The organism is Flavobacterium aciduliphilum, from assembly GCF_003268855.1.
Lineage (GTDB): Bacteria > Bacteroidota > Bacteroidia > Flavobacteriales > Flavobacteriaceae > Flavobacterium > Flavobacterium aciduliphilum.
On the sequence record NZ_QLSZ01000004.1, the window covers coordinates 141,742 to 168,228 of the forward strand.

General features: G+C 32.2%; 22 protein-coding genes and 1 tRNA gene. 7 read left to right on the forward strand and 16 right to left on the reverse strand.

Annotated features, from left to right (window positions below):
- Positions 1 to 64: 64 nt before the first annotated feature.
- Entirely contained in the window at positions 65 to 1,252 is a 1,188-nt protein-coding gene (locus tag CLV55_RS06055) for a phosphoglycerate kinase (RefSeq protein ID WP_112112855.1), read from the reverse strand.
- A gap of 91 nt (positions 1,253 to 1,343) precedes the next feature.
- Positions 1,344 to 3,173, reverse strand: a complete 1,830-nt coding sequence (locus tag CLV55_RS06060; RefSeq protein WP_112112856.1) for a hypothetical protein — start codon at positions 3,171 to 3,173, stop codon at positions 1,344 to 1,346.
- A 170-nt stretch (positions 3,174 to 3,343) separates the two neighbouring features.
- On the opposite strand from CLV55_RS06060, the gene CLV55_RS06065 reads away from it, so the two are divergent.
- Positions 3,344 to 4,492 (forward strand): DNA polymerase III subunit, encoded by a 1,149-nt coding sequence (locus tag CLV55_RS06065; RefSeq protein WP_112112929.1) that lies wholly within the window; start codon positions 3,344 to 3,346, stop codon positions 4,490 to 4,492.
- Between the two features lie 54 nt (positions 4,493 to 4,546).
- Positions 4,547 to 4,879, forward strand: a complete 333-nt coding sequence (locus tag CLV55_RS06070; RefSeq protein WP_245902683.1) for a DoxX family protein — start codon at positions 4,547 to 4,549, stop codon at positions 4,877 to 4,879.
- A gap of 4 nt (positions 4,880 to 4,883) precedes the next feature.
- Here CLV55_RS06070 and CLV55_RS06075 read toward each other — a convergent pair whose 3' ends face one another.
- The 6 genes from CLV55_RS06075 to CLV55_RS06100 form a co-directional block, all read right to left on the reverse strand.
- The gene (locus CLV55_RS06075) at positions 4,884 to 7,154 is read right to left on the reverse strand and encodes a helix-turn-helix domain-containing protein (RefSeq protein ID WP_112112858.1); all 2,271 of its coding nucleotides are present in this window, start codon (positions 7,152 to 7,154) and stop codon (positions 4,884 to 4,886) included.
- A 131-nt stretch (positions 7,155 to 7,285) separates the two neighbouring features.
- Positions 7,286 to 7,855, reverse strand: coding sequence for an OmpH family outer membrane protein (locus CLV55_RS06080; RefSeq protein WP_112112859.1), 570 nt, complete (start codon positions 7,853 to 7,855; stop codon positions 7,286 to 7,288).
- A gap of 233 nt (positions 7,856 to 8,088) precedes the next feature.
- A complete protein-coding gene (locus tag CLV55_RS06085; RefSeq protein WP_112112860.1) occupies positions 8,089 to 8,937 on the reverse strand; it encodes a class I SAM-dependent methyltransferase in 849 nt (282 codons plus the stop codon).
- Between the two features lie 35 nt (positions 8,938 to 8,972).
- Positions 8,973 to 10,844: a tRNA uridine-5-carboxymethylaminomethyl(34) synthesis enzyme MnmG gene (gene mnmG / locus CLV55_RS06090; protein WP_112112861.1), complete on the reverse strand. Its 1,872-nt coding sequence runs from the start codon at positions 10,842 to 10,844 to the stop codon at positions 8,973 to 8,975.
- Between the two features lie 63 nt (positions 10,845 to 10,907).
- Positions 10,908 to 11,327, reverse strand: coding sequence for an rRNA maturation RNase YbeY (gene ybeY, locus CLV55_RS06095; RefSeq protein WP_112112862.1), 420 nt, complete (start codon positions 11,325 to 11,327; stop codon positions 10,908 to 10,910).
- Position 11,328: 1 nt separating this feature from the next.
- Entirely contained in the window at positions 11,329 to 14,703 is a 3,375-nt protein-coding gene (locus CLV55_RS06100; RefSeq protein ID WP_112112863.1) for a hypothetical protein, read from the reverse strand.
- 232 nt (positions 14,704 to 14,935) lie between these two features.
- On the opposite strand from CLV55_RS06100, the gene gltX reads away from it, so the two are divergent.
- A complete protein-coding gene (gene gltX / locus CLV55_RS06105; protein WP_112112864.1) occupies positions 14,936 to 16,456 on the forward strand; it encodes a glutamate--tRNA ligase in 1,521 nt (506 codons plus the stop codon).
- A gap of 63 nt (positions 16,457 to 16,519) precedes the next feature.
- Here gltX and CLV55_RS06110 read toward each other — a convergent pair whose 3' ends face one another.
- The gene (locus CLV55_RS06110; RefSeq protein WP_112112865.1) at positions 16,520 to 17,167 is read right to left on the reverse strand and encodes a hypothetical protein; all 648 of its coding nucleotides are present in this window, start codon (positions 17,165 to 17,167) and stop codon (positions 16,520 to 16,522) included.
- A 70-nt stretch (positions 17,168 to 17,237) separates the two neighbouring features.
- Between CLV55_RS06110 and CLV55_RS06115 the strand changes: the two genes are divergently transcribed.
- On the forward strand, positions 17,238 to 18,215 hold the full coding sequence (locus CLV55_RS06115; RefSeq protein WP_112112866.1) for an SPFH domain-containing protein: 978 nt from the start codon (positions 17,238 to 17,240) through the stop codon (positions 18,213 to 18,215).
- Between the two features lie 29 nt (positions 18,216 to 18,244).
- Here the strand turns inward: CLV55_RS06115 and CLV55_RS06120 are convergent, their stop codons facing one another.
- From CLV55_RS06120 to CLV55_RS06135, 4 genes are all read right to left on the reverse strand, one after another.
- Positions 18,245 to 18,499, reverse strand: a complete 255-nt coding sequence (locus CLV55_RS06120; protein ID WP_112112867.1) for a DUF6327 family protein — start codon at positions 18,497 to 18,499, stop codon at positions 18,245 to 18,247.
- A 3-nt stretch (positions 18,500 to 18,502) separates the two neighbouring features.
- Entirely contained in the window at positions 18,503 to 18,853 is a 351-nt protein-coding gene (locus CLV55_RS06125) for a competence protein (RefSeq protein WP_112112868.1), read from the reverse strand.
- Positions 18,853 to 19,182: a YtxH domain-containing protein gene (locus tag CLV55_RS06130; protein ID WP_112112869.1), complete on the reverse strand. Its 330-nt coding sequence runs from the start codon at positions 19,180 to 19,182 to the stop codon at positions 18,853 to 18,855. The genes CLV55_RS06125 and CLV55_RS06130 overlap by 1 nt, the downstream gene beginning before the upstream one ends.
- A gap of 278 nt (positions 19,183 to 19,460) precedes the next feature.
- A complete protein-coding gene (locus CLV55_RS06135; RefSeq protein WP_112112870.1) occupies positions 19,461 to 21,146 on the reverse strand; it encodes a glutamine--tRNA ligase/YqeY domain fusion protein in 1,686 nt (561 codons plus the stop codon).
- Positions 21,147 to 21,262: 116 nt separating this feature from the next.
- Here CLV55_RS06135 and folB point away from each other — a divergent pair, with 116 nt between their 5' ends.
- On the forward strand, positions 21,263 to 21,622 hold the full coding sequence (gene folB / locus CLV55_RS06140) for a dihydroneopterin aldolase (RefSeq protein WP_112112871.1): 360 nt from the start codon (positions 21,263 to 21,265) through the stop codon (positions 21,620 to 21,622).
- Between the two features lie 113 nt (positions 21,623 to 21,735).
- Positions 21,736 to 21,806: transfer RNA gene (locus tag CLV55_RS06145), tRNA-Cys, on the forward strand.
- A 150-nt stretch (positions 21,807 to 21,956) separates the two neighbouring features.
- Here the strand turns inward: CLV55_RS06145 and CLV55_RS06150 are convergent.
- The 3 genes from CLV55_RS06150 to rnr all read right to left on the reverse strand — a co-directional run bounded on the left by CLV55_RS06150 (position 21,957) and on the right by rnr (position 25,603).
- Positions 21,957 to 22,643, reverse strand: coding sequence for a LysE family translocator (locus CLV55_RS06150; protein WP_112112872.1), 687 nt, complete (start codon positions 22,641 to 22,643; stop codon positions 21,957 to 21,959).
- Positions 22,644 to 22,706: 63 nt separating this feature from the next.
- The gene (locus CLV55_RS06155; protein WP_112112873.1) at positions 22,707 to 23,378 is read right to left on the reverse strand and encodes a head GIN domain-containing protein; all 672 of its coding nucleotides are present in this window, start codon (positions 23,376 to 23,378) and stop codon (positions 22,707 to 22,709) included.
- A gap of 44 nt (positions 23,379 to 23,422) precedes the next feature.
- On the reverse strand, positions 23,423 to 25,603 hold the full coding sequence (rnr, locus tag CLV55_RS06160; protein WP_112112874.1) for a ribonuclease R: 2,181 nt from the start codon (positions 25,601 to 25,603) through the stop codon (positions 23,423 to 23,425).
- A gap of 142 nt (positions 25,604 to 25,745) precedes the next feature.
- Between rnr and CLV55_RS06165 the strand changes: the two genes are divergently transcribed.
- Entirely contained in the window at positions 25,746 to 25,982 is a 237-nt protein-coding gene (locus CLV55_RS06165; RefSeq protein ID WP_112112875.1) for a DUF2007 domain-containing protein, read from the forward strand.
- The last annotated feature ends 505 nt before the right edge of the window (positions 25,983 to 26,487 follow it).

Sequence of the window (26,487 nt, forward strand, 5' to 3'; positions counted from 1 at the left end):
AAATTTCATAAACTTACTGACATATAACGCTTTAAATCGTTTAATTATTGTTAAAAAATCAAATTTAATCTAAAATGGCTTGAATTCCTGGTAATATTCTACCTTCTAACATTTCCAACATAGCGCCACCTCCAGTAGAAACATAACTCATTTTATCTTCCAATTGAAATTGTTTTACGGCAGCAACAGAATCCCCTCCTCCAACAAGAGAAAAAGCTCCATTTTTGGTTGATTCTGCTATGTATTCCCCAAGTTGAATGGTTCCTTTTGCAAAATTTTCCATTTCAAAAACCCCCAATGGACCATTCCACAATATGGTTTTTGACTCTAAAATAATTTTTTTGAAATTTTCTAACGATTGTGGACCCGCATCAAGCCCTTGCCATCCATCTGGAATTTCACGTACATCAACAATTTGTGTAGTTGCATCATTAGAAAAAGCATTGGCTGCCACAACATCAACAGGGATGTGAATGTGGACATTTTTCTGTTTTGCTTGATGTAAAATTTCAATAGCCAAATCCAATTTATCATCTTCACATATTGAATTTCCAATGTGTCCTCCCAAGGCTTTTATAAAAGTAAAAGTCATTCCACCACCAATAATCATGTGGTCTACTTTATCTAAAATGTTTTCAATAACCGTAATTTTAGAAGATACTTTCGATCCTCCAAGCACTGCGGTTACAGGTTTTACAGAATGAGTTAATACCTTATTTAAACTTTCTATCTCTTTAGCTAACAACAAACCAAAACATTTGTCATTTGGAAAAAATTGTGCGATTATTGTGGTTGAAGCGTGCGCTCTGTGTGCTGTTCCAAAAGCATCATTCACATAGATATCTCCTAAAGAAGCTAACTCTTTGGCAAAAGAAACATCACCCGCTTCTTCTTCAGCATAGAAACGTAAATTTTCTAACAAAAGTACTTGCCCTTTTTGTAAAGAAGCTGCTGCTTTTTGAGCTACATCACCAATACAATCTGAAGCAAAGTGTACCTCTACTCCCAAGACTTTTGAAGTCGTTTCAACAATATGTTTTAATGAATATTGATCTTGTTTCCCTTTTGGTCGTCCCAAATGAGACATCAAAATAACACTGCCGCCTTCAGATAAAATTTTATCTATTGTTGGCTTTGCTGCTTCAATTCTATTTACATCCGTTACGTTAAATTTTTCATCAAGTGGCACATTAAAATCTACTCTGATTAACGCTTTTTTATTATTGAAATTGAAGTCGGCAACTGTTTTCATTTTGATTGTTTTTTTGGAATTAATTTGCAAATATAACTATTTCGTTTTTTCTTAGACATGATAAATATTTGGAGCGAACTATTCATTGGTTTTATTTTGAATTATTTACAGACAAAATCCATAACTTGTCGGTGTAGTTCAAACGTACTAACATTTCCAATTCTTTTTTGGCCTCATCAACCGTATCAAATTTTTTTAAATACACATACTTAAAATGGGTTACAGTATTTGTAAATGTTTTTGGTTGTAATTCTTTTAATGTAAGCTGTTTGATAAAATTAGTTGCATTATCATTTACCGCAAATACATTGGCCACAATATAAAAGCCTTTAGGTTGGTTGGGAATAGTCAAGGTTTGTATCGGCACTTCTTTTGGTTCGATTTCCGGTTTTCCATCATTCACAAAAAGCATTTGTAACCGCTCTTTGTAGGATGTATTCATCTTTGTGGTGTATAACTCAATGGCTTCATCTGGAGTTGACACTTTAGCCAAATACACGTAATAATAATTGTTTAAAGGGTTTACAAAAAAATCAGCTTGGATTTTTTTTGAATTGACATAATAAATAAATTCTTGTGCTTTTTGTTCGGTTTTGAAAATATTTGCGAGTAAGTAATACCCTTCTGACAACGTTGCGCTATTAATCGTATATATATCTTGAACCTCATTAATTGTATTGTTTTTTTGTAATCTGTTGATTGAAGAAAACGTTTTGGTATCATCAACTAATAAATCATTGTTTAGGGGTAAAAACTTTATTGCTTGTCCTTTTTTAGTTTTTACTAAAGTAGACGACTCTTTTTCTAAATTTTGTGGATTTATTTCTGTTTGTAATGCTGAAAAAAACACAAAAACTTGATCACCTTTTGATTGAAATCTACAAGTGAGTTCTTCTGAATTTGAATTTATAAATGAACTAGGAATGGGTGTCATAAACACATCAAATCCCAAAGTGTTTTTGCTATCTGGAAAACGATTAAAGAGATATTGATCGCCTTGAGTAATACAACTATTAAAAAAATTATCTTCTTTTCGGATGGGAGTACTTAGGGCAGTAAATGTATTGGTCGTTTGATTTCCAATAAAAAGTTTGTCGCCCAATTGATTGTTGTCTCCTTCCAAAGCCGCCCCTAAAACCATCGCTTGAATCGAATTTAAACTTGTGTGTTGAGGTATTGAGAAGACTACATCGGATGGGGTTGATATACTACCTATAAAACCATCAGAAGAAGAAATAGATTTTTCGGTCATTGTTGGATCTTCAAACACAAAAAAAAGAGTCCACCCTGCTGCAACACCTCCTTCAAGAGCTCCTTGAGTTGCTCTGATATTAGCCACGGTATAAACTCCTGTAATATTGGGTAGTGCTTTAATGGTGTTTGTGATATCAGCATAAACTACATAGGGCGCTGCGTAATTATAGTTTTTGTCTTCTATTCCATCAAAAAGTGTTACGCCTTGTACCGAGGTATATTCTGTTTGATTGGGAAGTTTAATTTTTACTGACGTAAATTGTTCTCTCGCTAGATCTTCAGGACCAAATTTTCCGTTCGTATTTTGACTTCCACTAGTATATTTATAGGTTGCTGCCCAGTAAAGTCCTGCATAAACAATTTTTTTGTTTTGGGAATTGTCTAAAAATAATTCGGCACTACTAGAGGAAAACGTCGATTCATCATTATCAATATCTATGTATTCCATCTCAAACTCATCGTTTAAAAGCGCTTGTTTGGTATGGTTATAATAGGGATCATTGGCTGTATTATTGTAATCTACTCGGTTAACAATATTATTTCCAATAATAGCTGTTCCTCCTTTCACAATTCCCTGATATCGAGTTTTGAAAACTTGATTGGTTTGGGAATAAGAACAGATAGAACTCAAAAATAAAAAAAAGGTAAATCGGAGTGTATTAATCATGTTCCATTAATGTTTCTTCGAAATCTAATGCATCAGTTTCTGAGAACAAAATTATAAATAATATCGTGTTTCAGCGTTTTTTTTGACAACTTAATAGGATGGGTTCTGTATTTTTGAATTTTAAAAATAAAAAAAGAGTCAAATTTTTATTTTTAAATTATATTTGCTCTATGCATTTTTCAGAAATTTTAGGACACGAACCCATTAAAAATCATTTAATTACTTCCATTCAAAAGGGAAGAATTCCTCATGCACAATTATTTGTAGGACCTGAAGGTGTTGGCACACTGGCTATGGCAATTGCGTATGCTCAATACATTATTTGTCAAACCAAAAATTATGAAAATGCAGAAAATAACCAAGCTTGTATTTTAAAATTTGATACGTTACAGCATCCTGACTTGCATTTTATCTATCCTACTGTCGCTACGGAAGACGTAAAATCAAAACCAAAAAGTATTGATTTCATAAGAGAATGGCGAGAGTTTTTACTTGAAAATAAATATGGGAGCTTATTTGATTGGTACAAAACTTTAGGTGTCCAAAATAAGCAAGGTATGATTCGAGTGGAGGATGCTTCAGAAATTTTAAAATCTTTAGCCTTAAAAGCCCATGAAGGGGGTTACAAAGTAATGATTATTTGGATGGCTGATAAAATGAATATCGAAGCCTCTAATAAACTTTTAAAACTTCTTGAAGAACCTACCGATAAGACCGTTTTTGTTTTAATCACCGAAAATGAGGAAGATATCATCCAAACCATACGGTCCAGATGCCAAGTTTTACATTTTAATAATCTGACTCAAGATACTATTGCACAGGCCTTAATGGAGCATAAAAACTGTTCTGATAAACAAGCTTTAAAAATAGCACATCAAGCCCAAGGAAATTACAATAAGGCCTTAAAAATATTGAATGAAAATAACGATGAGTTTCCTTTTGAAACGTGGTTTGTGGAATGGGTAAGAGCCGCTTTTAAAGCAAAAGGTAATGCGGCAGCCATTCAAGATTTGATAGTATGGAGCGAACAAATTGCCGCCTTGGGTCGAGAAACTCAAAAACAGTTTTTAAATTATTGCATTGACATGTTTCGGCAAGCATTATTGCTAAACTATAATGCCCAAAAACTGGTTTATTTAGAGCCTTCGGTTGCTAATTTTAAACTCGAAAATTTTGCTCCATTTGTTACGGGAAATAATATTTCAGAGGTATTTGATGAAATCTCTGATGCCATTTACCATATCGAAAGGAATGGAAATGCAAAAATAATTTTGACCGATTTATCTATAAAATTGACCCGATTAATTCACAAAAAATAACTGCTTTCAATGGCTGCTGTGCTGATTTTGATTTTCTTAGCTCTAACTTTTTTGATGTCTGTACATGAAAAAATATTTCATTGGCAAGAAACTCTAGACTGGCTAAAAAGTCATTTTTCAAATACGGATTTAAAAAATCATGTCCCATTAGCTACTTGGATCTTAGTCGTTTTCGAACTGATTGCTGCTGTACTCTGTTGTATCGGAATTGTTGAGTTTTTCATCAATAAGGAACGCTTATTTGGATATTATGGCACTCTTTTTTCTTGTATTTCTCTCCTATTGATGCTGTTTGGTCAACGTTTAGCTAAAGATTTTGATGGGGCCCGAACTATTACCATTTATTTTATTGTGGCTGTTTTGGGTGTTTGGCTCTTAGGTTCTTAAAAAATTAGTGTAGGCTTGCTTTAAAAATTCGTAACTCTTCCCAGGTAAACGCATCTCCTAGTTGTTCTTTCATAGGGCCCAACGATTCTTCTTTATAACCATAAAAGGCCTCAGTAAGAAGCGCAATTTTATCCTCAGACATAATATCTTGAATATCAACTAACTTTTCTTGGATGAGCTTTGTAAAATGATTCAAAATAGTTGCTGTGGTTAATTTCCTAATTCGTGCTATTTCAGCAATAGAATTTTTTTCAAGCCATAATTCGTAAGTAACTTGGGTTGTAGCTTTTTTGGGTTCCTTGTCCGATTTTTTTTTCTTTGGCTCATAATAACTTACATCGTCAGCATCTTTAAGTAACTTTTGATTTTTTTTCTTATAATCTTCGAGCACCTTTTCAAGTTTTTTCGCTTTATAGGTGCTTATTTCTGTTGACATTATGAGTTCTTTCGAAAGCATTTTTTGTTGTACAATCATTTTTAGAATCAAAGGAGCTTTCAATACTTGCATCACGGCTTTGGTTTGAATATCTTCAAGAATCAACAATTCATCATAAAATTGTTTTACTTGCTTGACCCGTTTAATTTCCTCAATTTTATACAAAAGTTCATATTCCATTCGATCGAGTTTTTCGAAAAAATACTTACAAGCTGCTTGAACTCGTTGGTCTATATACTCATAATCAACACTATCATCAGAAAACAAACCATTTAATTGAGAAATAAACTTACTAGCTGGGTCTAGTAATGTTTCGATGGCTTCGAGTTGTTGTTTAGCCCAATTCAAATGCTTTGCCTTTATTGATCGATCACTCTCTGCATAACTGTATTTGTGATTACGCCATTCTTGGGCGAGTTCGCCCCAATTAAAACAAGTAAATAAATACTCTTTTAAATACTTTTTAGTCTCTTTTTGGAGTTCATTCTCAAGAATTTGTTGCAAGGCTCTGGTAGAAGCATATTCCATGACTTCTTCATCATTGGAAATACCATTTAACTGTATTGGGGAAAGTAAAATTAAGCCTTTTAACGAACGTAAACGTGAAAGTGCTACATAGGCTTGGCCTGGCAAGAAAACTTGTGACACATCGAGCGCTGCTTTGTCAAAGGTTAATCCTTGACTTTTATGTACTGTGATAGCCCAAGCTAATTTTATTGGGTAATGTACAAAAGTTCCCAATACTTCTTCTTCAATTTCTTTTGTGGTTTCATTAACCTGATATCTAATATTCTGCCATTCATACCTTTCTACTTCAATTGTGGTTTTTTCATCAGGAAAATAAACTAAAATTTCGTCTGCATGTAATGACTTAATAACTCCCATTTTACCATTAAAAAACTTTTTTTCTAAGGAGCTATCGTTTTTTACAAACATAATTTGGGCTCCTATTTTTAATTCTAAAGTTTCTTCTATAGGATAAATTTTTTCAGGAAAGTCATCCGTTATCGTAGCCTTATAAATCCAAGATTTTGCTTTTAGATTAGACAATGAAGTTGCATTAATAACATCTGCCTTAGCATTATGTGTAGTCAAAGTAATATAGCCTTGATTGGATTTAAAATCGAATTGAGGGTATACAAACTGATTTAGAAAGCTAATGTTTTCTTGAGTTATGTTATTGTTTCTTAAATGATTAAGAATTTCAATAAATGCTTCATCAGATTGTCTGTAAATCTTCGATAATTCGATGTATAAGGGCGGATTGGAACAAACAACTTGAGCATGGAAAAAGAATTTACCCTTGTAATAATTTCGCAATACCCTCCATTCATCTTCTTTAATCACCGGGGGAAGCTGTAATAAATCTCCAATAAAAAGGACTTGGACGCCCCCAAAGGGAATTCGCTTTTTCCGTACGCTTTGTAACATAAAATCTATAGCATCTGTCACATCTGGACGAAGCATACTCACTTCATCAATGATTAGTAATTCCATATTTTGAATTACTTTTCGCTTGATAGCGCTCATCTTAAAATGCCGTCTTAGTGTGTCTTTTGATTCAAATTTTGAAGAACCATAAAAATTATTAAAAACTTGATTATCTGGTATAAAACCTCCAAAGGGGAGTTGAAACATGGAATGAATAGTAACTCCGCCAGCATTAAGAGCAGCAATTCCAGTTGGCGCTACTACTACGGTGTTCTTGTGCGTGGTTTTAATGATTTCTTTTAGAAGAGTTGTTTTTCCAGTCCCCGCTTTTCCTGTTAGAAAAATAGACTTATTGGTTTGATTGATGAATCGCAAAACATATGTTGCTTCGGCTGATAATGATACCATGGCTTATAAATTTAGAATTACAAATATAACTGTTTGTTTGTCAATAAAAAAAGAAACTAAAAAAATTCCAAATTCTAAATTGAAAATTGTTTTAGAATTTGGAATTTATTAAAATGGATAAAATTTTATTTTTATTTCTTGCTTTTATCCTCTTTCTTTTCTTCTTTTTTACTCTCCGACTTGTATTTATCGTTTACTATTTTAATGATTTCTTTAGTGATATCATATTGATCTTTAGCATATAAAACGGTGGCTGATTCCCCTGTTCCAAAAACATAATCATACCCTTTTTCTTTTCCATAATCTTTGAATATCTTTCTATATTTGGTTACTAGAGTGTCCATCTCTGCACCATGTTGACCTTGAAGTTGTTGAATTACAGCTTGTTGAGCATATTGTATTTGTTGTTCTCTTTGTTGAAGCTCAGCATATTTTTGTTGTGCCCAAGCTTGACCTTTTTTTTGAGCATTCGATTGAAATGATTTTTTTTCAGCTTCTAGTTTATCTACCTCTACCTTAATGCGATTATCTTTTTCTCCTGCAATATTTTCATATTTTGCTTTGATATCTTTAGCTTCCGTTGATTCTTCCAATAATTTATTGGTGTCAATATAGGCTGTTTTAAAATCTTTTGCATCTGTTGCTTTGTTACACGAAATAATAGCAAATCCAAATGCTATACAAACTAAAATTTTTTTCATTTTTTTTTATTATTTTACTTTTTGTCAAAAATATGAATTTTTATGCTATGTGTCGAATTTAAAATTAAAATGCCTATTTTTTAATAATAAGTATTTACTATATCTTTAAAAATGAATATAGAAAATCGTTATTAAAAAACAAGCTTTTTAAATGCGATTTAAGAAACAAAATAAAAAAAGGCTTATCTAGTATTGTTTTTTAATAAAAAGCGCTTTATTTCTCTTTATTTTAGTTATTTACCCTTTTTTAAGACGTAAATATGGGAGGAAAACTCTTTATTTATCATTCCTTTACTATTTGACACCAATCCAATGTAAAATGCTTTGATAAAATTCATTTTTCCTCTTTTATACTTTTCTGATAAGAGACTTACATAAAAACTATCATATAGCATTGGAATTGTTTTTATCAAAGTAAAATTATTTTGAGAAAACAGTTTAATAATTGATGTTCTTGAGAAATGCCAAAAGTGAATAGGAACATCATAAGCAGCCCAAAAATTTTTGTAATATTTTGCGTCGAAGGATTTGTAATTTGGAACAGCTACTAATACTATTCCTCCAGGTTTCAACAATCTTCTTAACTCATCCAACTGCCATTCTAAATCGGGAACATGCTCTAACACATGCCACATGGTAATCACATCGAACGAATTAGACTCTAAATTCTTTGTTTCGTTTGTAAAAGCAACTCCTTTGGAACTCGCAATTTTTCGAGCATTATCATTCGGTTCATATCCAAGGGTTTCCCATCCTTGTTCCTTAGCTGCATATAAAAAATCACCTACACCAGCACCTATATCTAGTAATTTTCCTTTTTTTGAAAGCTTATTGATTAATGTGACTTTCTTTTTTACTGCTCTTTTTTTTACGATTTGATAAACTTTTTCAAATAAAGTAGTATTCGCATCTGTATGAGAAATATAATTACTGTCCTCATAATACCTTGGAAGTTGTGTTAATGATGGTTGTGGATGTGTCACTAACATATCGTACTCTTCGTTATAATACAATTCGAATACTTCTTGAGAAACGGAATAATCTTTTACTGTTAAAAAAAGAGTTGTTTTTTCAAAATTCATTTACTTGGTTTTAATATGTTTCACGTGGAACAAAATTACCTTCCCATATAAATCAATAAAATGGAAATGTCACTAGGAGATACCCCACTGATTCTTGATGCTTGTGAAATTGTTACTGGTTTGATTTTTGTTAATTTTTGTTTAGCTTCTATAGACATGGATTTGATTTTATAATAATCAAAATCCTCAGGTATTTTAATATCTTCCAAACGAGTTAATTTATCAGCATTGTTCCGTTCTTTTTCGATATAACCAGAATATTTTACTTGTATGGCTGCTTGTTCGATAATTTCCTGATCCAAATTATTATCTTCAATGTATTGTTTTACTTTTTCAAACACTATCATATCCTCTAATTCAATTTGTGGTCTAGAAAAAACTTTAAACATTTTATCTGATTGTATCATTAAAGAACTCTTCTTCATTTCAAGTATGGGATTAGCTTCTTCTGTGGTTACACTAGTCTCTTTGAAAAATGAAACCATAGCCTCACTTTTTGAAAATTTTTCCTCCATTCGTTGTAATCTTTCCTCAGAAGCAAGACCGATTTTAAAAGATTTTGGCGTAAGACGAAAATCAGCATTATCTTGTCTTAATAATGTCCTATATTCTGCTCTTGAGGTAAACATACGATAAGGTTCTTCAGTGCCTTTTGTAATTAAATCGTCGATTAATACTCCAATATAAGCTTCATCTCTTTTTAATATTAAGGGTTCTTGTTCTTTAACTTGTAATGCGGCATTTATACCAGCCATTAACCCTTGCGCGGCTGCTTCTTCATAACCTGTAGTTCCGTTTATTTGACCTGCAAAATACAAACCTTTAATGAGTTTCGTTTCCAAGGTGTGTTTTAACTGAGTTGGAGGGAAATAATCATATTCTATGGCATATCCTGGTCTAAAAAACTTGACGTTTTCAAATCCAGCAACTGAACGTAAGGCTTTAAATTGAATCTCTTCAGGCAAAGAAGTAGAAAAACCGTTTACATACACTTCGACAGTATTCCATCCTTCTGGTTCGACAAAAAGTTGGTGCCGTTCTTTATCAGCAAAACGATTAATTTTATCTTCAATAGAAGGACAATATCTAGGGCCAAGTGACTGAATGCGCCCATTGAACATAGGAGAACGGTCAAACCCTTCCCGTAAAATATTGTGAACTTCATCAGAAGTATACGTCATATGACATAATTTTTGCTTCGTAAGCGGTCTAGTTTCATTCGAATATGAAAATTTATCAGGAAAATCATCACCGGGTTCTTCTCTCATTTTAGTATAGTCTAAAGAGCGGCCATCGACTCTAGGTGGCGTACCTGTCTTCATTCTCCCCGATTCAAAACCAAAAGAGATTAAATCCTCCGTGACACCGTAAGCTGCGCTTTCCCCTGCTCTACCCCCACCAAATTGTTTTTCTCCAATATGAATCAAGCCATTAAGAAACGTCCCATTGGTTAAAACAACCGTGCTAGCATAGATGGTTAGTCCTAGTGTAGTTTTAATACCTTGTATCGTTCCATTTCGTTCCACCAATCCAGAAACCATCTCTTGATAAAAATCTAAATTAGGAGTGCTCTCCAATCGTAATCTCCATTCTTCAGAAAAACGCATGCGATCTGACTGAACTCTTGGAGACCACATAGCAGGTCCTTTAGATTTATTCAGCATTTTAAATTGTATAGCAGTGTTATCGGAAACAATACCTGAATACCCACCTAAAGCATCAATCTCACGTACAATTTGACCTTTAGCAATACCCCCAACAGCTGGGTTGCATGACATCTGAGCAATATTCTGCAAACTCATAGTAACCAATAATGTTTTACAACCTAAGTTAGCAGCAGCAGCAGCAGCTTCACATCCAGCATGACCAGCACCTACTACGATTACATCATATTTTTCTAAAAACATTATAAACTAATTTTATTTTAAAAAGAAATCGATACAATGTTCCACGTGGAACAAAGAAAGAAATTATAGTTCCGCGTGGAACATTTTTATTTTTTCATCTTCTTTAGACCTCATTTGAAGCTCTTCTTTTGGAGATTTATCTTTATATCCACAATAGTGTAACACTCCATGAATGATCACTCTTTTAAGCTCTTCGGCGAAAGAAACATTGAAAGATGATGCATTTTCGTGTACTCTGTCTATAGAAACAAAAATATCTCCGTGTAGTTCATTTCCTACAGAATAATCAAAACTAATAATATCGGTATAATAATCATGATTAAGATATTTTTTATTTATCTCCAATATATACTCGTCATCACAGAAAACATAAGTAATATCTCCTGCTTTTTTATTTTCAGATTGTATTACCTTTGTTATCCAACTACTAAATACCACTTCGTCTTCTAACACAAAATCTGTTTCGTAACAAAATTCTATCATCTTATTTAAAATAATCTTGTACCTTTTTTTCGAAAATTGGCTGCAAAGGTAAAGTTTGTCTGTTTAATATTTCTATACTTTTTAAATAATCTTGTAAACGTTTGGGTAGTGCGTTAGTATTATTTTGATATGTTTTAGTATTAGTTTCAGATTGACGCTTCTTATCTTCACCTTGAGTTTGTATCGCTTTTTCAAGTTTAAGTAATTCGTATTTCAAACTAAGAATTCTTTGCAAAACATCATTAGTAAATCCTTTATTTAAAAGTTGTTTTTCAATTTGTTTCATCTGCTCAATTGCATTTTGACCTTGACCGCCAATACCTTGCTTGTTTAATTCATTTTGTAGAGCTTCACGAAGTTGTTGCTGCTCTTTATAAATTTCCATGATTTGCTGAGCATTACCTTCGCCATCATCACCTTGCTTATTCCCTTGGGAAGATCCACCATTCGACTGACCATTAGCTCCTTGTTTTCCACTACCTTCTTTTCCTTCTTTTGCTTGACCAGCTTTTGAATCGGAACTCTGTCCCTCTTTACCACCAGAACTAGAGCCGGGTTTTTGTCCGGGTTTCATCCCTTTTTTAGCTTTTTCTCCGAGGCCCTCTTGTTTTTTAATAATATCTGGAAGTTGCATATCTCCCCCTTTTCCTTGCTTGGGTTTTCCTTTCCCAGAGCCAGACATGGACATTTGCATACTATTGAGCGTAGCCGCTAACATATCGGCCAACTTATTAGCAGCGCTTGTGGCAAATTGTTGATGAGAAACTCCTTTGGACACATTAGCATCAGCTAAAGTTTCAATAGCTTTATCAATGTTGTATTGTACATTTCCAACCTCTTTAGTTACATCTTCAGCTATTTTTGGGTTTCTAATTGACAACGCAAAAAGGGAGTCATCAACATGCTTGAATTGCTGTTTAATATCTTGTTGGATTTTAAGATTTTTATTAAACGATGGCGCACCCCGTTGCAAATTTTTAAATTGTTTCATCACATCTTCCTGAGAAAAAGAATACGCTAAAAGATTGTCTAAAATCTGACGTAGCATAGCAGCGTCCTCTTCCATTTGTTCTTTTTCTCCCGCTTCCATTCCGGCTTGCATTTCCTGACTCATTTGCTTCATTTTTTTTGAAGCATTTTTTTGTTTTGGTTTTGCCCCTGATTTAGAATCTTTTTTAAGTTGGTCGGAAGCATTTTTTAAATCATCTTCGATCTTTTTCTCGTCTTGTTGCGTATCTGGTAACTCTAAAGGACTCTTTAATTCTTTATTTTCATTTTTCAAGTCTTTCAAATCTTCTTGAATTTTATCAAATTCTTTATTGATTTCCTCTTGTTTAGAAAGTGAATTTTCTTTTTCATTATCGGAAAGTTTATCTTGTTTCTCCGAAAGTTTATCTAATTTATCAGCTATTTGTTCTGCCTTCTTTTCTACATAATATTTCTTAGTTAATTCAACCAATTGTTGTAGGCTTTTAGTTTGATTTTTGGATTGCTGCTTTAATTGATCCATTTTTTCAAACAATTCTTCTTTTTCAAGTTTTTGGTTAAGTCGTTCTAACTCCTCTAATAACTTTTTATTCTTATCCAATTCATTTGAAACTTTATCTAAACGCTCTTTGAGCAATTCTTTAGTGGGATCTTTTTTATCAGGAGTTACTTTATCTAAATTATCTTTCAACTTTTCAGAGAAATTTTTCATTAATTCCTCTTGCTGTTTTTGTTTATTTAGAAAATCCGATACTTTTTGCTGCTCTTTATACTCTAAATTATCTTTCTCTTTACCCATTTTCTGCAATTTTTCCATTTCGTTCAATTGCTTATCTTGAGTTTTTAGGGATTTTTCTAGTGAATTAATATTATCATTTTGCTGTTGTAAAACTTGATCTTGTTTTTCAGAATCGGTTTGAATACGATTTGAGAAGATAGAAGATTTTGTAGATTTAAAATGATGAATAGCATCATTGTCAAAAATTTCAAAGTAATATTCATAGGTGACTCCTTGTTCTACAGGTAAAAATCCAGGAAATGAAAAAATAAACTGATCATATACATCTCGTTTGATAGCTATAATTCCACATTTAACCTGAGCAGGATTCTCTTTTGGATAATATACTACTTGTAATTTAGAAAGTCCATGATCATCAGAAACTTGCCCTAGAAGATACTTTTTCTCTATTTTTAAACTATCAGGTGCATTCCCAACAGAAATTGTAGGAAATTCATCTTTTACAACAGAGAGTTGGTAACTTAATTTTTCGTAATTTTTAACATTAGAATTTGATGTAACAATTTGATAATCTGTATTTTGATTAATGCTTTTAGAAAATGAAAATTGATTAATGCTTTTAGAAAATGAAAATTGATTTTGAGCATCTAACCACTCTACTTTTTGAGTTGCCACAGTATTCATGTTCCAAGTGACATGAGTTCCTTCAGGAAGTACCGCATTTCCAGTCCCTTTTAGGATTTCACTTTTCTTATTCAAATAACTTGGAAAATGCAAAACCATCTCAAAATTAGCAATAGAAGGCACGGTAACAACTTTGATTTCATAATCTTTTGAGGCAATTTCATTGGCTTCGATATGAAATTCCGTGGTTTCTTTAAGTTTCGGAATTACAAAATGAAATTCCCCTGGAGCACTGCTTTCCATAAAATAACTTTCATTACCAATAAAGATCATAGCGTGTTCAGGCACTACTTTACCCACAGTTTTAACTTTTAGAAGAAAATCTTGGTTTTGTTCTGTTTGAAGATGGGGATTCAAAATTTGAAATTCAAAAGGCGCTGGCGGTAAAAACTGCTGTTTGTAATGTACCACACGATTCAAACTCTGAGTAATAAAATTACTATTTCCTGAAATGTAAAAAAAAGCAAAAAATAAAACCGGTACTAAAGCAAGCGGAAGATATTTTTTGTTGGCACTAAAATTAATTGCACTTCCAAAATTAATAGGTTTTAATGTCGTTGCTTTTTGTTCTATTGAAGCGAGAAGTAAATCGGAATTTTGAATATTCCCCTGTGTGTAGGTGGCCAATTGTAAAAAATTAGTCAACTTATCCCCTACTTCTTGGAAGTGATTTCCAATAATTTTTGAAGCCTCTTCATAATCAATTCCTTTTTGAAGTTTGAATAACTTAAAAGTTGGAAATAAAATAAAACGAGACAATAAAAAAAGCTCTACCACAACAAACATCCAAAATAAAATGGTTCGAGCTGTAGGTTTTAACCAGAGAAAATATTCTACAAAAAGTGTAAAAAGAAAATAAATCAAGCCAATTCCAACAAAGAAAATGGTTCCACGAAGCAATTCATTGGTGTAAAACTTCTTGATAAACTGTTCGAGTTTACTATAAATTATGTGTTGATTTTCCAAAATTGTTAATACTTTGTTTATAACCGATAAAAGTACTAAATTTTAACAACTATAAAAGTTAAATCTTTCTAAACAAAAAAAAGAACCTGATGTTCTTATACCAACATGAAATACCAAACATTAGTAAGGTAAAAACAAGAAATAGAAAGTCGAAACCGATAAAGTTTTTGTAACAGTATGGTAAATTGTAATTGCGTAACGAAGTTGTATCTTTGCAACAAATTTTACTAAAATGTCAAAACAAGTTCGTGTGCGTTTTGCACCAAGTCCGACTGGGCCTTTACATATTGGAGGCGTAAGAACTGCTTTATTTAACTATTTATTTGCAAAAAAAAATAAGGGTGTTTTCTATTTGAGAATTGAAGACACCGATCAAAATCGTTTTGTTCCTGGCGCTGAAGCTTATATTATGGAAGCGCTAGAATGGCTTGGCATTGCTCCAAGTGAAACGGTGGGAAAAAATGAAAAATTCGGACCTTATCGTCAATCGGAACGCAAACACCTATACAAACAATACGCTGACCAATTAGTACACACGGGTTGGGCGTATTATGCTTTTGATACCGCCGAAGCCTTGGATACACACAGAAAACAACACGAGGCAGAAGGAAAAACCTTTATTTACAACTGGCACAATCGTGAAAAATTAGATACGTCGTTAGTGATTTCTAAAGAAGAAACCGAAAAACGAATTGCTGCGGGTGAAGATTACGTCATCCGATTTAAAATGCAAAAAGAAAAAGAAGAAAAAACTTTTTTAAACACGCAAGACATAATTCGCGGACATGTTTCCTTTGATTTAAGTCTTTTAGACGACAAAGTATTGTTCAAATCGGATGGAATGCCAACGTATCACTTAGCGAATATTGTAGACGATCATTTAATGGAAACCACACACGTCATTCGTGGAGAAGAATGGTTGCCTTCACTCCCACTTCATATTCTTTTATACCAAGCCTTGGGTTGGGAAGCTCCTGAATTTGCGCATTTACCCTTGATTTTAAAACCTATAGGAAATGGAAAATTATCGAAACGGGATGGTGATAAAATGGGGTTTCCGGTTTTTCCATTAGAGTGGACAGACCCCACAACAGGTGAAAAATCTTCAGGATATAGAGAGAAAGGATTTTTCCCAGAAGCCGTGGTAAACTTTTTAGCATTATTGGGTTGGAACGACGGAACCGATCAGGAGTTATTTACTTTAGAAGAATTAGCAGAATCGTTTGATTTAACGCGAGTACATAAAGCAGGTGCTAAATTTGATCCCGAGAAAAACAAATGGTTTAATCATCAGTATTTACAAAAACAAAGTGATGAACGTTTAGTAAAAGACTTTGAAAAAATTTTAGAAGAAAAAGGCATTCAAACCTTACTTAATATTCGAAAAATAACGACTATACTGAAAGAACGTGCCGATTTTGTATCTGATTTATGGGAATTGTCTGATTATTTCTTTGTAGCTCCAACAACTTATGATGAAAAAGCTACTAAAAATTGGAAAGAAGATACCCCAAACTTAATGCAACAATTGATTTCTGTTTTAGAAAATATTAGCGATTTCACTTCTGTAAATATAGAAACTGTTGTAAAAGATTGGATGACAAAAAACGAAATTGGAATGGGGAAAGTAATGCAACCATTTCGATTGAGTTTAGTCGGTGCTTTAAAAGGACCACATCTTTTTGATATTGTTGAATTGATTGGAAAAGATGAAACCATCAAACGATTGGAAAAAGCAATAGCTAGTTTATAAACAAAAACCTAATTTATAACCGCAAATTATGATATTAAAATTCACGAATTTGCGGTTAACTTTTTACAAATTAAAAAGTATCTGACCATTCAGAACGCCTAGTTTTCCTTGAAAAGTCTTTCCGTTGTTTAATGTTTTTAATTCAGGATCATTATTCATTTTGTTAAAAATATTATTCAATCCATATTCATAAAACAATAGGAGTTTAACTACTTTTCCACCACCAGACAATCCAAAATACAAATTAGCACTAACTTTTGATACTTCTAAAATTTGATTGGCTTTCAATGAGGTTCCATACAAGGTTTTGGTTTCATCAGAACCATTGATAGCTAATTTGTCATTGACTTGAAGTTCGGGCCCAAAATCAAAAGACAAATGATCTTGTATGATGTTATAACTAGGTAACAGTCGAATTTTAAGTCCGGTTAATGAATACACAACATCTTGATTCAAATTGGATTGTATTGAAAATTTATTAGCAAAAAATTGCATTCCATAGATCATGCTCCAATTATCAAAAAAATTTCCTCTTACTGATAAACCTCCCGCAAATCCATTCCCTGGTTTCACAGTAAAATTAGTGTTCAATAAATTTGTTTGAGTCAGACCACCAGATAGTCCTATTCTATTGCCATCTTTGTCATTGTACTGCCCAAATAGTAAAGAATGGCTTATAAATAAAACAATACCAAAAAAATGTTTTTTCATATATGACTTTTTTTTGTAACAAACATAAGGTAATATCGTATAATAATCACATAATCAATAACAATATTATATGGGTTCATTTATTTTTCTTTTATTTATTCTTGCTGTCGTGATTTTTTTATCATGTTTTACAGTAAAACAACAAACGGCTGTGGTTATTGAGCGCTTTGGAAAATTCGAAAGCATTCGAAACTCGGGTTTACAAATGAAATTGCCAATCATTGATCGAATAGCTGGTAGAGTGAATCTTCGAATTCAACAATTGGATGTAATTATCGAAACACAAACCAAAGACAATGTGTTTATCAAAATGAAAGTTTCGGTCCAATTTAAAGTCATTCAAGAACATGTTTACGAAGCGTTTTATAAGTTAGAATATCCACACGATCAAATTACGGCCTATGTATTTGACGTAGTTCGTGCCGAAGTGCCAAAGTTAATTTTGGATGACGTTTTTGTGCGAAAAGACGATATTGCTATTGCTGTAAAAAGAGAATTAAACGAAGCGATGATGGCGTATGGATACGATATTATCAATACATTAGTTACCGATATAGACCCCGACATTCAAGTAAAAAATGCGATGAATCGTATTAATGCCGCCGAAAGAGAAAAAACAGCGGCCCAATTTGAAAGTGAAGCACAACGTATTAGAATTGTAGCTAAAGCTAAAGCAGAAGCGGAAAGTAAAAAATTACAAGGTCAAGGGATTGCTGATCAACGTAGAGAAATCGCACGCGGACTAGTAGAAAGTGTAGAGGTGTTGAACAACGTAGGCATTAATTCACAAGAAGCATCTGCTTTAATTGTGATTACGCAACATTATGATACATTACAAGCAATTGGAGCCGATACGAATTCAAACTTGATTTTGTTACCCAATTCTCCTCAAGCAGCAAGTGATATGTTAAACAATATGGTGACCAGTTTTACCGCTTCGAGTATGATTGGCGAACAAATGAAACATCAAACTAAAAAAGTTAAAAACAGAAATAACAAAACTTCCTTAGATTATAATCCAAACGATACGTCCAATCCTGCAGAATAATTAAATCCCTTTATAACAGAAAAAGAGGCTTAATCGCCTCTTTTTCTGTTTATATACCAATTGATTACATACGGAATTATAATCTTTAAAATCGTGCCATAAGTACCAGAAAAAACATTTTTATAAACCTTTTCTATAAACGAAACAGTATTCGTTGGAATAATACTTTCTTTCGTTTTATCTATACTTAAAAGCGTTTTTCTATAATGAATGTCTCGTTCTAATTTCAGAATTTCCAAATCCCTATCAATTTGGGCATACGATGAATATTTTTTAGGTTCCATACTTTAGTCGTTAAAAAATATTTCTGAAAATTTCTCAAGAATTGGTCCTTCCACAATTTTATCTTTTACTAAAAATAAAAGTAATCCTAGAACTAAATAAATCCCAGCAACACTTAAAAATCCTAAAGGATAACTATGAAACATATTTCCTAAGGCCATGGCTGCAGCTATAGAAACAAAAAGTAACACCAACATCAAACACATCGCAATCAAGAAAAGCTTAAGTATTAATGTAGTGGACTTCATAACTACTTTAAAACCCCATAACTTATAATAAGCAATACTGCTTTCAATATAAGCTTTGGCATTCTTTTGAATAGCCTCTGTATGTTCTTTTAGTTCTTCAAATGCCATTATTTCTGGAGTTTGGCGTTTTGCTTTTTTAACTCGGCTAATTTTTCTTCTAAAAATGTAATCGCTTCTTCGGCTTTATAACTTGAATTGGAAAGTAAATCGTCTACTGTTTCTTTTAATTCGTCTTTAGTTTTAGAAAATTTCTCTTTCGTTTCGTCTTCTAAATTACTCCATTGGGTTTTGGCTTGATCTTTTAAATCATCCAAACCCTCTTTTATTTTTTCTCTGGTTTTAGAACCTTTGTCGGGTGCAAACAAAATTCCCAACCCTACTCCTATTGCAACGCCTGCTAAAAGAGCAATAATACTGCTACTTGTTTTATTGGACATAATTTTATTTTTTATGCTATTAAAATTACAAATAAATTTTGAAATGCAGTGTTAAATAGCCGTTAAACATAAAAAACTTATTTTAAAGCGAAACAATCCATTTTTATTGGTGGTTTGGTAAAATCATATGCTCGTTTTTTAAAATTGGGTTAAAATCAAAAAATGAAAGCTGTTTTTAATAGTTAATTTATATATTTATTTTAGTAATTATAAAGTTTATCAATAATAGAAAAAGTCAACATTTCTGCTGACTTTTTATTTATAAAATCTATATAAACTTATTCCTTGCTTTCAACTTTTGCCCAAGTATCTCTCAAGCCAACCGTTTTATTAAAAACCAATTTTTCTGTCGAGGAATCTTTATCTGCACAAAAATAGCCTAATCGTTGGAATTGAAAATGATCTAAATTTTGAGCCGTTTGCAAACTCGGTTCTACATAACCCGTAATCACTTCTAATGAATTTGGATTGATGAATTCTTTGAAGTCGATTTCTTTATTTCCATCCGGACTTTCATGAGAAAATAAGCGGTCATAAATACGAACTTCTGCTGGAATGGCATGTGCAATCGAAACCCAATGAATCGTTCCTTTTACTTTTCGTTGACTGGCTTCCGTCCCGCTTCCACTTCGTGAATCAACATCGTAGGTACAATGAATTTCTGTTATGTTTCCGTTAGCATCTTTTACAACATTTTCTCCTTTAATGATATAGGCATTTTTCAATCGTACTTCGGTTCCTAAAGTCAAACGGAAAAACTTCTTGTTGGCTTCTTCTTGAAAATCCTCTCTTTCAATAAATAATTCTCTGGAAAATGGCACTTTTCTGTACGTCATTACTGCTTCCTCAGGATTATTTTCGGCTTCTAACCATTCCTCTTGTCCTTCAGGATAATTCGTAATTACCAATTTCACTGGATTTAAAACAGCCATTACACGAGGTGCAATTTTGTTTAAATCTTCACGAACACAAAATTCTAAAAGCGATACATCAATTAAGTTAGTACGTTTGGCAATACCAATAGTCTTCGCAAAATTTCGAATGGCTGTTGGTGTATAACCCCGTCTTCTCATTCCGGAAATCGTACTCATTCTTGGATCATCCCATCCTGTAACATGCTTTTCTTCCACTAATTGTAGTAATTTTCTTTTACTAACAACGGTATGCGATAAATTTCTTCTAGCAAATTCTCTTTGTTTTGGACGTATTTTAGTAGCATCATAAATTTGGTCTAAAAACCAATCGTATAACTCTCTGTGAGGCAAAAATTCTAAAGTACAGAACGAATGCGAAATTTGTTCTAAATAGTCACTTTCACCATGCGCCCAATCGTACATGGGGTATACACACCATTTATCACCTGTTCTATGATGATGTTTATGTAAAATACGATACATGATGGGGTCACGCATCAACATATTAGTATGTTTCATATCGATTTTAGCACGCAAAATATGAGTTCCTTCTTTAAATTCGCCATTTTTCATGCGTTCGAACAAATCCAGATTTTCTTCAACAGAACGGTTTCTATAAGGTGAATCGGTTCCAGGTGTAGTGGGAGTTCCTTTTTGTTTGGCTATTTCTTCTGACGTTTGACTATCTACATAGGCTTTTCCTTTTTTGATGAACTCAATGGCCCAATCATACAATTCTTGAAAATAATCAGAAGCATAACATTCTTTATCCCATTGATAACCAAGCCATGCCACGTCTCTTTTAATAGCGTCAACATATTCCTGCTCTTCTTTGGCTGGGTTGGTATCATCAAAACGCAAATTTACTGGCGCTTGATAATCGATTCCTAATCCAAAATTTAAACAAATCGCACTGGCATGACCTACATGTAAATAGCCATTTGGTTCAGGCGGAAAACGAAAACGAAGTTTATCATTTGATAATCCGTTTTTTAAATCTTCTTCTATGATTTGCTCAATAAAATTTAAAGACTTTTCTTCTGTTGACATAATTATTTTGTAATTTTAGCAAAGATAAAAAAGTTTACAGTTTTCGGTTTACAGTTTACAGTTTTCTTTAAGAAACTTATTGCTGAGACTGAAAACTGAGACTGAAAACTAAAAAAATGGGAACTATTAAATTACAAAATATAAGAACTTTTTCCTTTCATGGTTGTTTGGAAGAAGAAGGAAAAATTGGTTCAGATTATCGTGTTGATTTAGAGGTAAAAACCGATTTGCGAAAGTCATCACTTTCAGATGATTTAAATGATACCGTTGATTATGTACTTTTAAACCGAATTGTGGTGGAAGAAATGGCTATTCGTTCTAAATTATTAGAGCATGTGGCGCATAGAATCATCACGAGAATCTTTAAAGAAATACCATCGGTATCTAGAATTGTTTTAGGTGTTTCAAAATTGAATCCGCCTATTGGTGGTGATGTTGAAGCAGTTACCATTGAAATGGAAGAATACCGAAACTAGGTATGAAGTACAACGTTGGAAGTAGGAATGTAAAAAAATAAAGTTTTTTCAAACTTTTACACTTTAAACTTTTACACTTTAAACTTTTTAGTATATTTGCTGTCCAGAAATAAGGCGTCGTGGCCGAGCGGCTAGGCATCGGTCTGCAAAACCGCGTACTCCGGTTCGAATCCGGACGATGCCTCATCTTAAAATCCTCTCAATTGAGAGGATTTTTTATTTTAAATTCTTATAAAAATCTTGATTAAAGCTGTCTAATAATCTATACTTTTTTGTCATTCTGAGGCACGAAGAATCACATTGTATGATTTCTCCTTCATCGAAATGACTAAAATTAGCGATGTTCTTCTAATTTTTCAATGGCAGAGTTTACAATTTTTTTGTCTTTTGGAAACAACCCTTGTGATAATAGAAAAACACCTGAAATAATTAATACTATACTTATAACTTTCTTTATTAGTAAAATATTGTGTGGATTTAATTTATTTCGTAATTGTTTAGCTAATAGTATTTTAAAAATATCGGTCACAAAATAGGTGGCAATAAGTGTCGTGAAAAAAGTAATCATTCTAGAAGCCTTCAATTCTAGTTGAGGTCCGACTGTTATTAAAATTGCCAACCAAAATCCGAGAACGCCGATATTGATAAAATTTAAGAAAAAACCTTTAATAAATAAGGAAAAATAGTTGTTTTTTGCCAATTCTTTTGGATCTTCTTCGTCAACACTTTTTTTAGATTCGTTTCTATTTTTTACAAAAGAAATGATTCCATAAGTAAGCATGACTAATCCACCAAAAATAAACAAAGCTGGATCGTCTTTAATGCTTTGAATTAAGCGATAACTACTAAAATAGGCAATCAATATAAAAATCATATCAGCTAAAACAACACCTAAATCAAAGATGATTGCAGCTTTAAATCCTTTAATAACACTAGTTTCCAGTAACACAAAAAATACTGGACCAATCATAAAACTTAAAAAAAATCCTAATGGAATTGCAGAAATAATGTCGTTGAGCATCTATTATTTTAAATCAAAATGGAAGGCAATTTAAAATTTATAATTGAATAATTAAAACTATTTCTAATTTACTTCTTTGATTGTTCCTCCTGCAAAGATCTTTTGATTGATTTGTTTAGGTTTTCCAGCAATTAGAATAGTACCCCCTGCCCTCACTTTTGCGTCTACTAATTCTTTGGAATAAATGTCCGCCGAACCACCAGCATTTACTGTTATCGTAGATTGATTTGTGACTAAATTTTTTCCTTGGTATACACCACCAGAATTCACTACAACATCTTGATTTATAGCATTCCCTGATATATTTACTTCTGCCCCATTAGCTACTTTAGCGACTATTTTTTGCGTATCAACATTAATTTTTACATGTCCGCCTTCCTTTGCAATTACCTCAAAAAATAACGTTTTAAAAACCGCTTCACTAGCAATTCTAGAACCTTCATTTGCCTCTACAGCTTTGATATCTTTAAAATAAACAGTAGCTGAAATGTGATCACCTGATAATAACTTAGTGAAAGGCATTCTGATTTTTAATTCACCATTTTTAATAACCAATTCTACTTGATTAGCATCAGCACCGTTAAGAAGTATTTTATTTTCATCACTTTTGATAAGAAGAACATCTATTTTATCAAAAGCAGTTACTTTATCAAAATCGTCTAATTTTTTTTCAATCTGTGCATTAGTGAAGGAAAAAATGAGACAAGATAAAAATACTAATAGTTTGTTTTTCATAGTTTTATTTAACTTTAAATACTCTTTTTAGAAAAATAGATACACTATTCGTTTTTTCTAATAAAATTAAAATCCAACTGTTTTTTTACTAAATCGGCATTTTTTACTTTAACATAGACTTCATCTCCTAATTGTAACAACGACTTAGAAACTTGCCCTACAAGAGCGTATTGTTTTTCATCAAAAGTATAATAATCTTCTTTGATTTCTCGAATTCGACACATGCCTTCACACTTATTTTCAATAATTTCGACATAAATTCCCCATTCGGTAACTCCAGAAATCACACCTAAAAATTCTTCATCTTTATGGTCTTGCATGAATTTGATTTGCATGTATTTAATAGAATCCCGTTCAGCATTAGTGGCTAAACTTTCCATAGCACTCGAGTGATCGCATTTTTCTTCGTAGGTGGCAGTATCAACACTTTTTCCACCTTCTAAATAATATTGTAATAATCTATGCACCATCACATCGGGATACCTTCTAATAGGGGAAGTAAAATGAGTATAATAATCAAATGCTAATCCATAATGACCGATGTTTTCAGTAGAATACACCGCTTTACTCATGGAACGAATGGCTAAGGTGTCAATTAAATTTTGTTCTTTTTTACCATTCACATCTTCCATCAACTGGTTGATTGATTTCGAAATGTTTTTCTTTTCGCGTAAATCAATTTTGTAGCCAAATTTTGAAATCAAGGCTTGCATAGCAAAAAGCTTATCTTCATTGGGTTCGTCATGAATTCTATATACAAACGTTTTCTTTTGTTTTCCAATAAATTCGGCCACTTTTCTATTTGCTAGAAGCATGAATTCTTCAATCAAATGATTGGCATCTTTAGATACTTTAAAGTACACTCCTTCTGGATTTCCTTCTGAATCTAAATTGAACTTTACTTCGACTTTATCAAAAGAAATAGCACCGTTATTCATTCGGTTTCTTCGAAGAATTTTAGCCAATTCATCTAATTTTAAAACTGCATCCTTAATTTCATTTGAAACAGTATATTCTTTTCCGGTTAACGATACTTCAGCAGGAATGGTAGCCAACTTAGTTTCAATAATCACTTGTGCTTCTTCATAAGCAAATCGCTGATCAGAATTGATTACCGTTCTACCAAACCATTGGTTAATCACTGTTGCTTTAGAATCTATTTCAAATACAGCCGAAAACGTATATTTTTCTTCATTAGGTCGAAGGGAACAAGCAAAATTAGACAATACTTCGGGCAACATAGGCACAACACGATCAACTAAATAGACCGAAGTTGCTCGTTGATAAGCTTCTTCATCTAAAATAGTCCCTTCTTGTAAATAGTGTGATACATCGGCGATATGAATTCCAATTTCGAAATTGCCATTTTCTAAAACTTTAAACGATAGAGCATCGTCAAAATCTTTAGCATCTTTTGGATCGATGGTAAACGTTAACGTATCCCTCATATCTCGACGCTTAGCAATTTCTTCTGGATGTATAGAGGTATCTAATTTTTGTGCAAACGCTTCTACCTCAATAGGAAAATTATATGGCAAACCATATTCTGCTAATATAGCATGAATTTCTGTATTATGTTCGCCTGGTTTTCCTAATACTTTTATAACTGTTCCAAAGGGAGAATCAGCTTTTTTTGGCCAGTCTTCAATTTTTACTAAAACGACATCCCCATTTTCGGCATCCAAAAACTTCCCTTTTGGAATAAAAATATCAGTATACATTTTGTTGTTCATTGTAGATACAAAAGCAAAATTTTTCTGAATATCAATCACCCCTACAAACTCATCGCGATGACGTTCCAAAATTTCAACAACTTCAGCTTCTGGTTTTCTAGATTTTCTTTTGTTATACACATAAGCTTTTACCAAATCCCCGTCCAAAGCATGATTAAGGTTTATAAAAGGAATAAAAACATCTTCTTCTAGTTCTTCACAAATAAAATAACCTGTTTTTCGAGAGGTCATGTCTATAGTTCCTTCGTAATAATCTTGACTTTGCGATTTAATAAGATACTTTACTGGTTCCGATTCAATAATCGTTTTTCGACTAGCCAATACCTTTAACTTTTTTATAATTTCATTTCTATTTTTGGTGTCGTTTATGTCTAACTTCGCACATAGTTGTTTGTAATTAAAAGGTTTATTTGAATTTTGAGAAAGTATTTTTATTATTTTCTCTTCAAAATTTTTTCCTTTTTTTCCAAACTTTTTTGGCATTTTACTCATAATTAATTTTTAATAAAGTATAAAGTTAGTGAATCATAATTAGTAAATTGTAGTTTGTAGTTAGATTTATCAAAAATATAACTTTTAAAAAAAAATTTAAAAGAAAAACTTACATTTGAATTCAACTTTTGAAGAGTTTTGAATGTCAGAATTCCAAACCATTGCTATTTTCAACTTTCCTCATGAAATCATTGTTTTAAAATCGATTTTAGAACATGAGCATATTCCATTTTTATTTCAAAATGAAAATCTAATATCGGTCAATCCGATGGCAAGTTACGCCTATGGAGGAATTCAACTTAAAGTACATCCTAACGATTTTGAAAAAGTACAAGAAATTCTAAATAATTTAATTACAAAATTAACAATTGTAGATTAATAATTTTTGATCGAGAGTTTTGCTCAAACTGACATAGTAAATCAGAAGTAAAAAGAAAATCCAACTTTGTTAATCTTAAATCAAAAATTTAAAGAGTTTTCAACACATACTAAAAACAACAAAAAGAAACTTTAATTTTTTAATTAATTTATGATGGATATTATAGCGTGTTAATTTGTAGCATAACTTTAGAATTCAAAATTTGATTTTTAACTTATTCTTTTTTATACCAATTTATCAACAGCTAAAATATAAAATAACCACTTCATTTTTAAGTGATTTTTATTAATAATCAACAGTTGTTAACAAGGTTAAAAAATGATTTTCTGTAGATAAATTCATGTTTGATTTTCTGTTGAAAAACTATTTTTTTGTATTGATAACTTTTCTAAAAAAAACGCAAACTTTTTTTGATTTTCTCGATACAGTTTTTGATTGTAAATTCTAATCATAGAACCAAAAAAACTTCTAATTTTCTTTTCAAAGTTGTTAACAAAAGATGTTA

Excerpts from the sequence above, each read along its gene's own strand:
- CLV55_RS06075 (WP_112112858.1), bottom strand. The coding sequence starts at position 7,154 with ATGGTATCATTATCAGCCGAAGCAACATATGTTTTGCGATTCATCAAT.
- mnmG (WP_112112861.1), bottom strand. The coding sequence starts at position 10,844 with ATGTTTTTAGAAAAATATGATGTAATCGTAGTAGGTGCTGGTCATGCT.
- CLV55_RS06125 (WP_112112868.1), bottom strand. The coding sequence starts at position 18,853 with ATGGCATTTGAAGAACTAAAAGAACATACAGAGGCTATTCAAAAGAAT.
- CLV55_RS06135 (WP_112112870.1), bottom strand. The coding sequence starts at position 21,146 with ATGTCAACAGAAGAAAAGTCTTTAAATTTTATTGAGCAAATCATAGAA.
- rnr (WP_112112874.1), bottom strand. The coding sequence starts at position 25,603 with ATGAGTAAAATGCCAAAAAAGTTTGGAAAAAAAGGAAAAAATTTTGAA.
- CLV55_RS06155 (WP_112112873.1), bottom strand. The coding sequence starts at position 23,378 with ATGAAAAACAAACTATTAGTATTTTTATCTTGTCTCATTTTTTCCTTC.
- ybeY (WP_112112862.1), bottom strand. The coding sequence starts at position 11,327 with ATGATAGAATTTTGTTACGAAACAGATTTTGTGTTAGAAGACGAAGTG.
- CLV55_RS06115 (WP_112112866.1), top strand. The coding sequence starts at position 17,238 with ATGGGTTCATTTATTTTTCTTTTATTTATTCTTGCTGTCGTGATTTTT.
- gltX (WP_112112864.1), top strand. The coding sequence starts at position 14,936 with ATGTCAAAACAAGTTCGTGTGCGTTTTGCACCAAGTCCGACTGGGCCT.
- CLV55_RS06165 (WP_112112875.1), top strand. The coding sequence starts at position 25,746 with ATGTCAGAATTCCAAACCATTGCTATTTTCAACTTTCCTCATGAAATC.
- CLV55_RS06130 (WP_112112869.1), bottom strand. The coding sequence starts at position 19,182 with ATGTCCAATAAAACAAGTAGCAGTATTATTGCTCTTTTAGCAGGCGTT.
- CLV55_RS06085 (WP_112112860.1), bottom strand. The coding sequence starts at position 8,937 with ATGAATTTTGAAAAAACAACTCTTTTTTTAACAGTAAAAGATTATTCC.
- CLV55_RS06120 (WP_112112867.1), bottom strand. The coding sequence starts at position 18,499 with ATGGAACCTAAAAAATATTCATCGTATGCCCAAATTGATAGGGATTTG.
- CLV55_RS06060 (WP_112112856.1), bottom strand. The coding sequence starts at position 3,173 with ATGATTAATACACTCCGATTTACCTTTTTTTTATTTTTGAGTTCTATC.
- CLV55_RS06150 (WP_112112872.1), bottom strand. The coding sequence starts at position 22,643 with ATGCTCAACGACATTATTTCTGCAATTCCATTAGGATTTTTTTTAAGT.
- CLV55_RS06065 (WP_112112929.1), top strand. The coding sequence starts at position 3,344 with ATGCATTTTTCAGAAATTTTAGGACACGAACCCATTAAAAATCATTTA.
- CLV55_RS06110 (WP_112112865.1), bottom strand. The coding sequence starts at position 17,167 with ATGAAAAAACATTTTTTTGGTATTGTTTTATTTATAAGCCATTCTTTA.
- folB (WP_112112871.1), top strand. The coding sequence starts at position 21,263 with ATGGGAACTATTAAATTACAAAATATAAGAACTTTTTCCTTTCATGGT.
- CLV55_RS06070 (WP_245902683.1), top strand. The coding sequence starts at position 4,547 with ATGTCTGTACATGAAAAAATATTTCATTGGCAAGAAACTCTAGACTGG.
- CLV55_RS06080 (WP_112112859.1), bottom strand. The coding sequence starts at position 7,855 with ATGAAAAAAATTTTAGTTTGTATAGCATTTGGATTTGCTATTATTTCG.
- CLV55_RS06055 (WP_112112855.1), bottom strand. The coding sequence starts at position 1,252 with ATGAAAACAGTTGCCGACTTCAATTTCAATAATAAAAAAGCGTTAATC.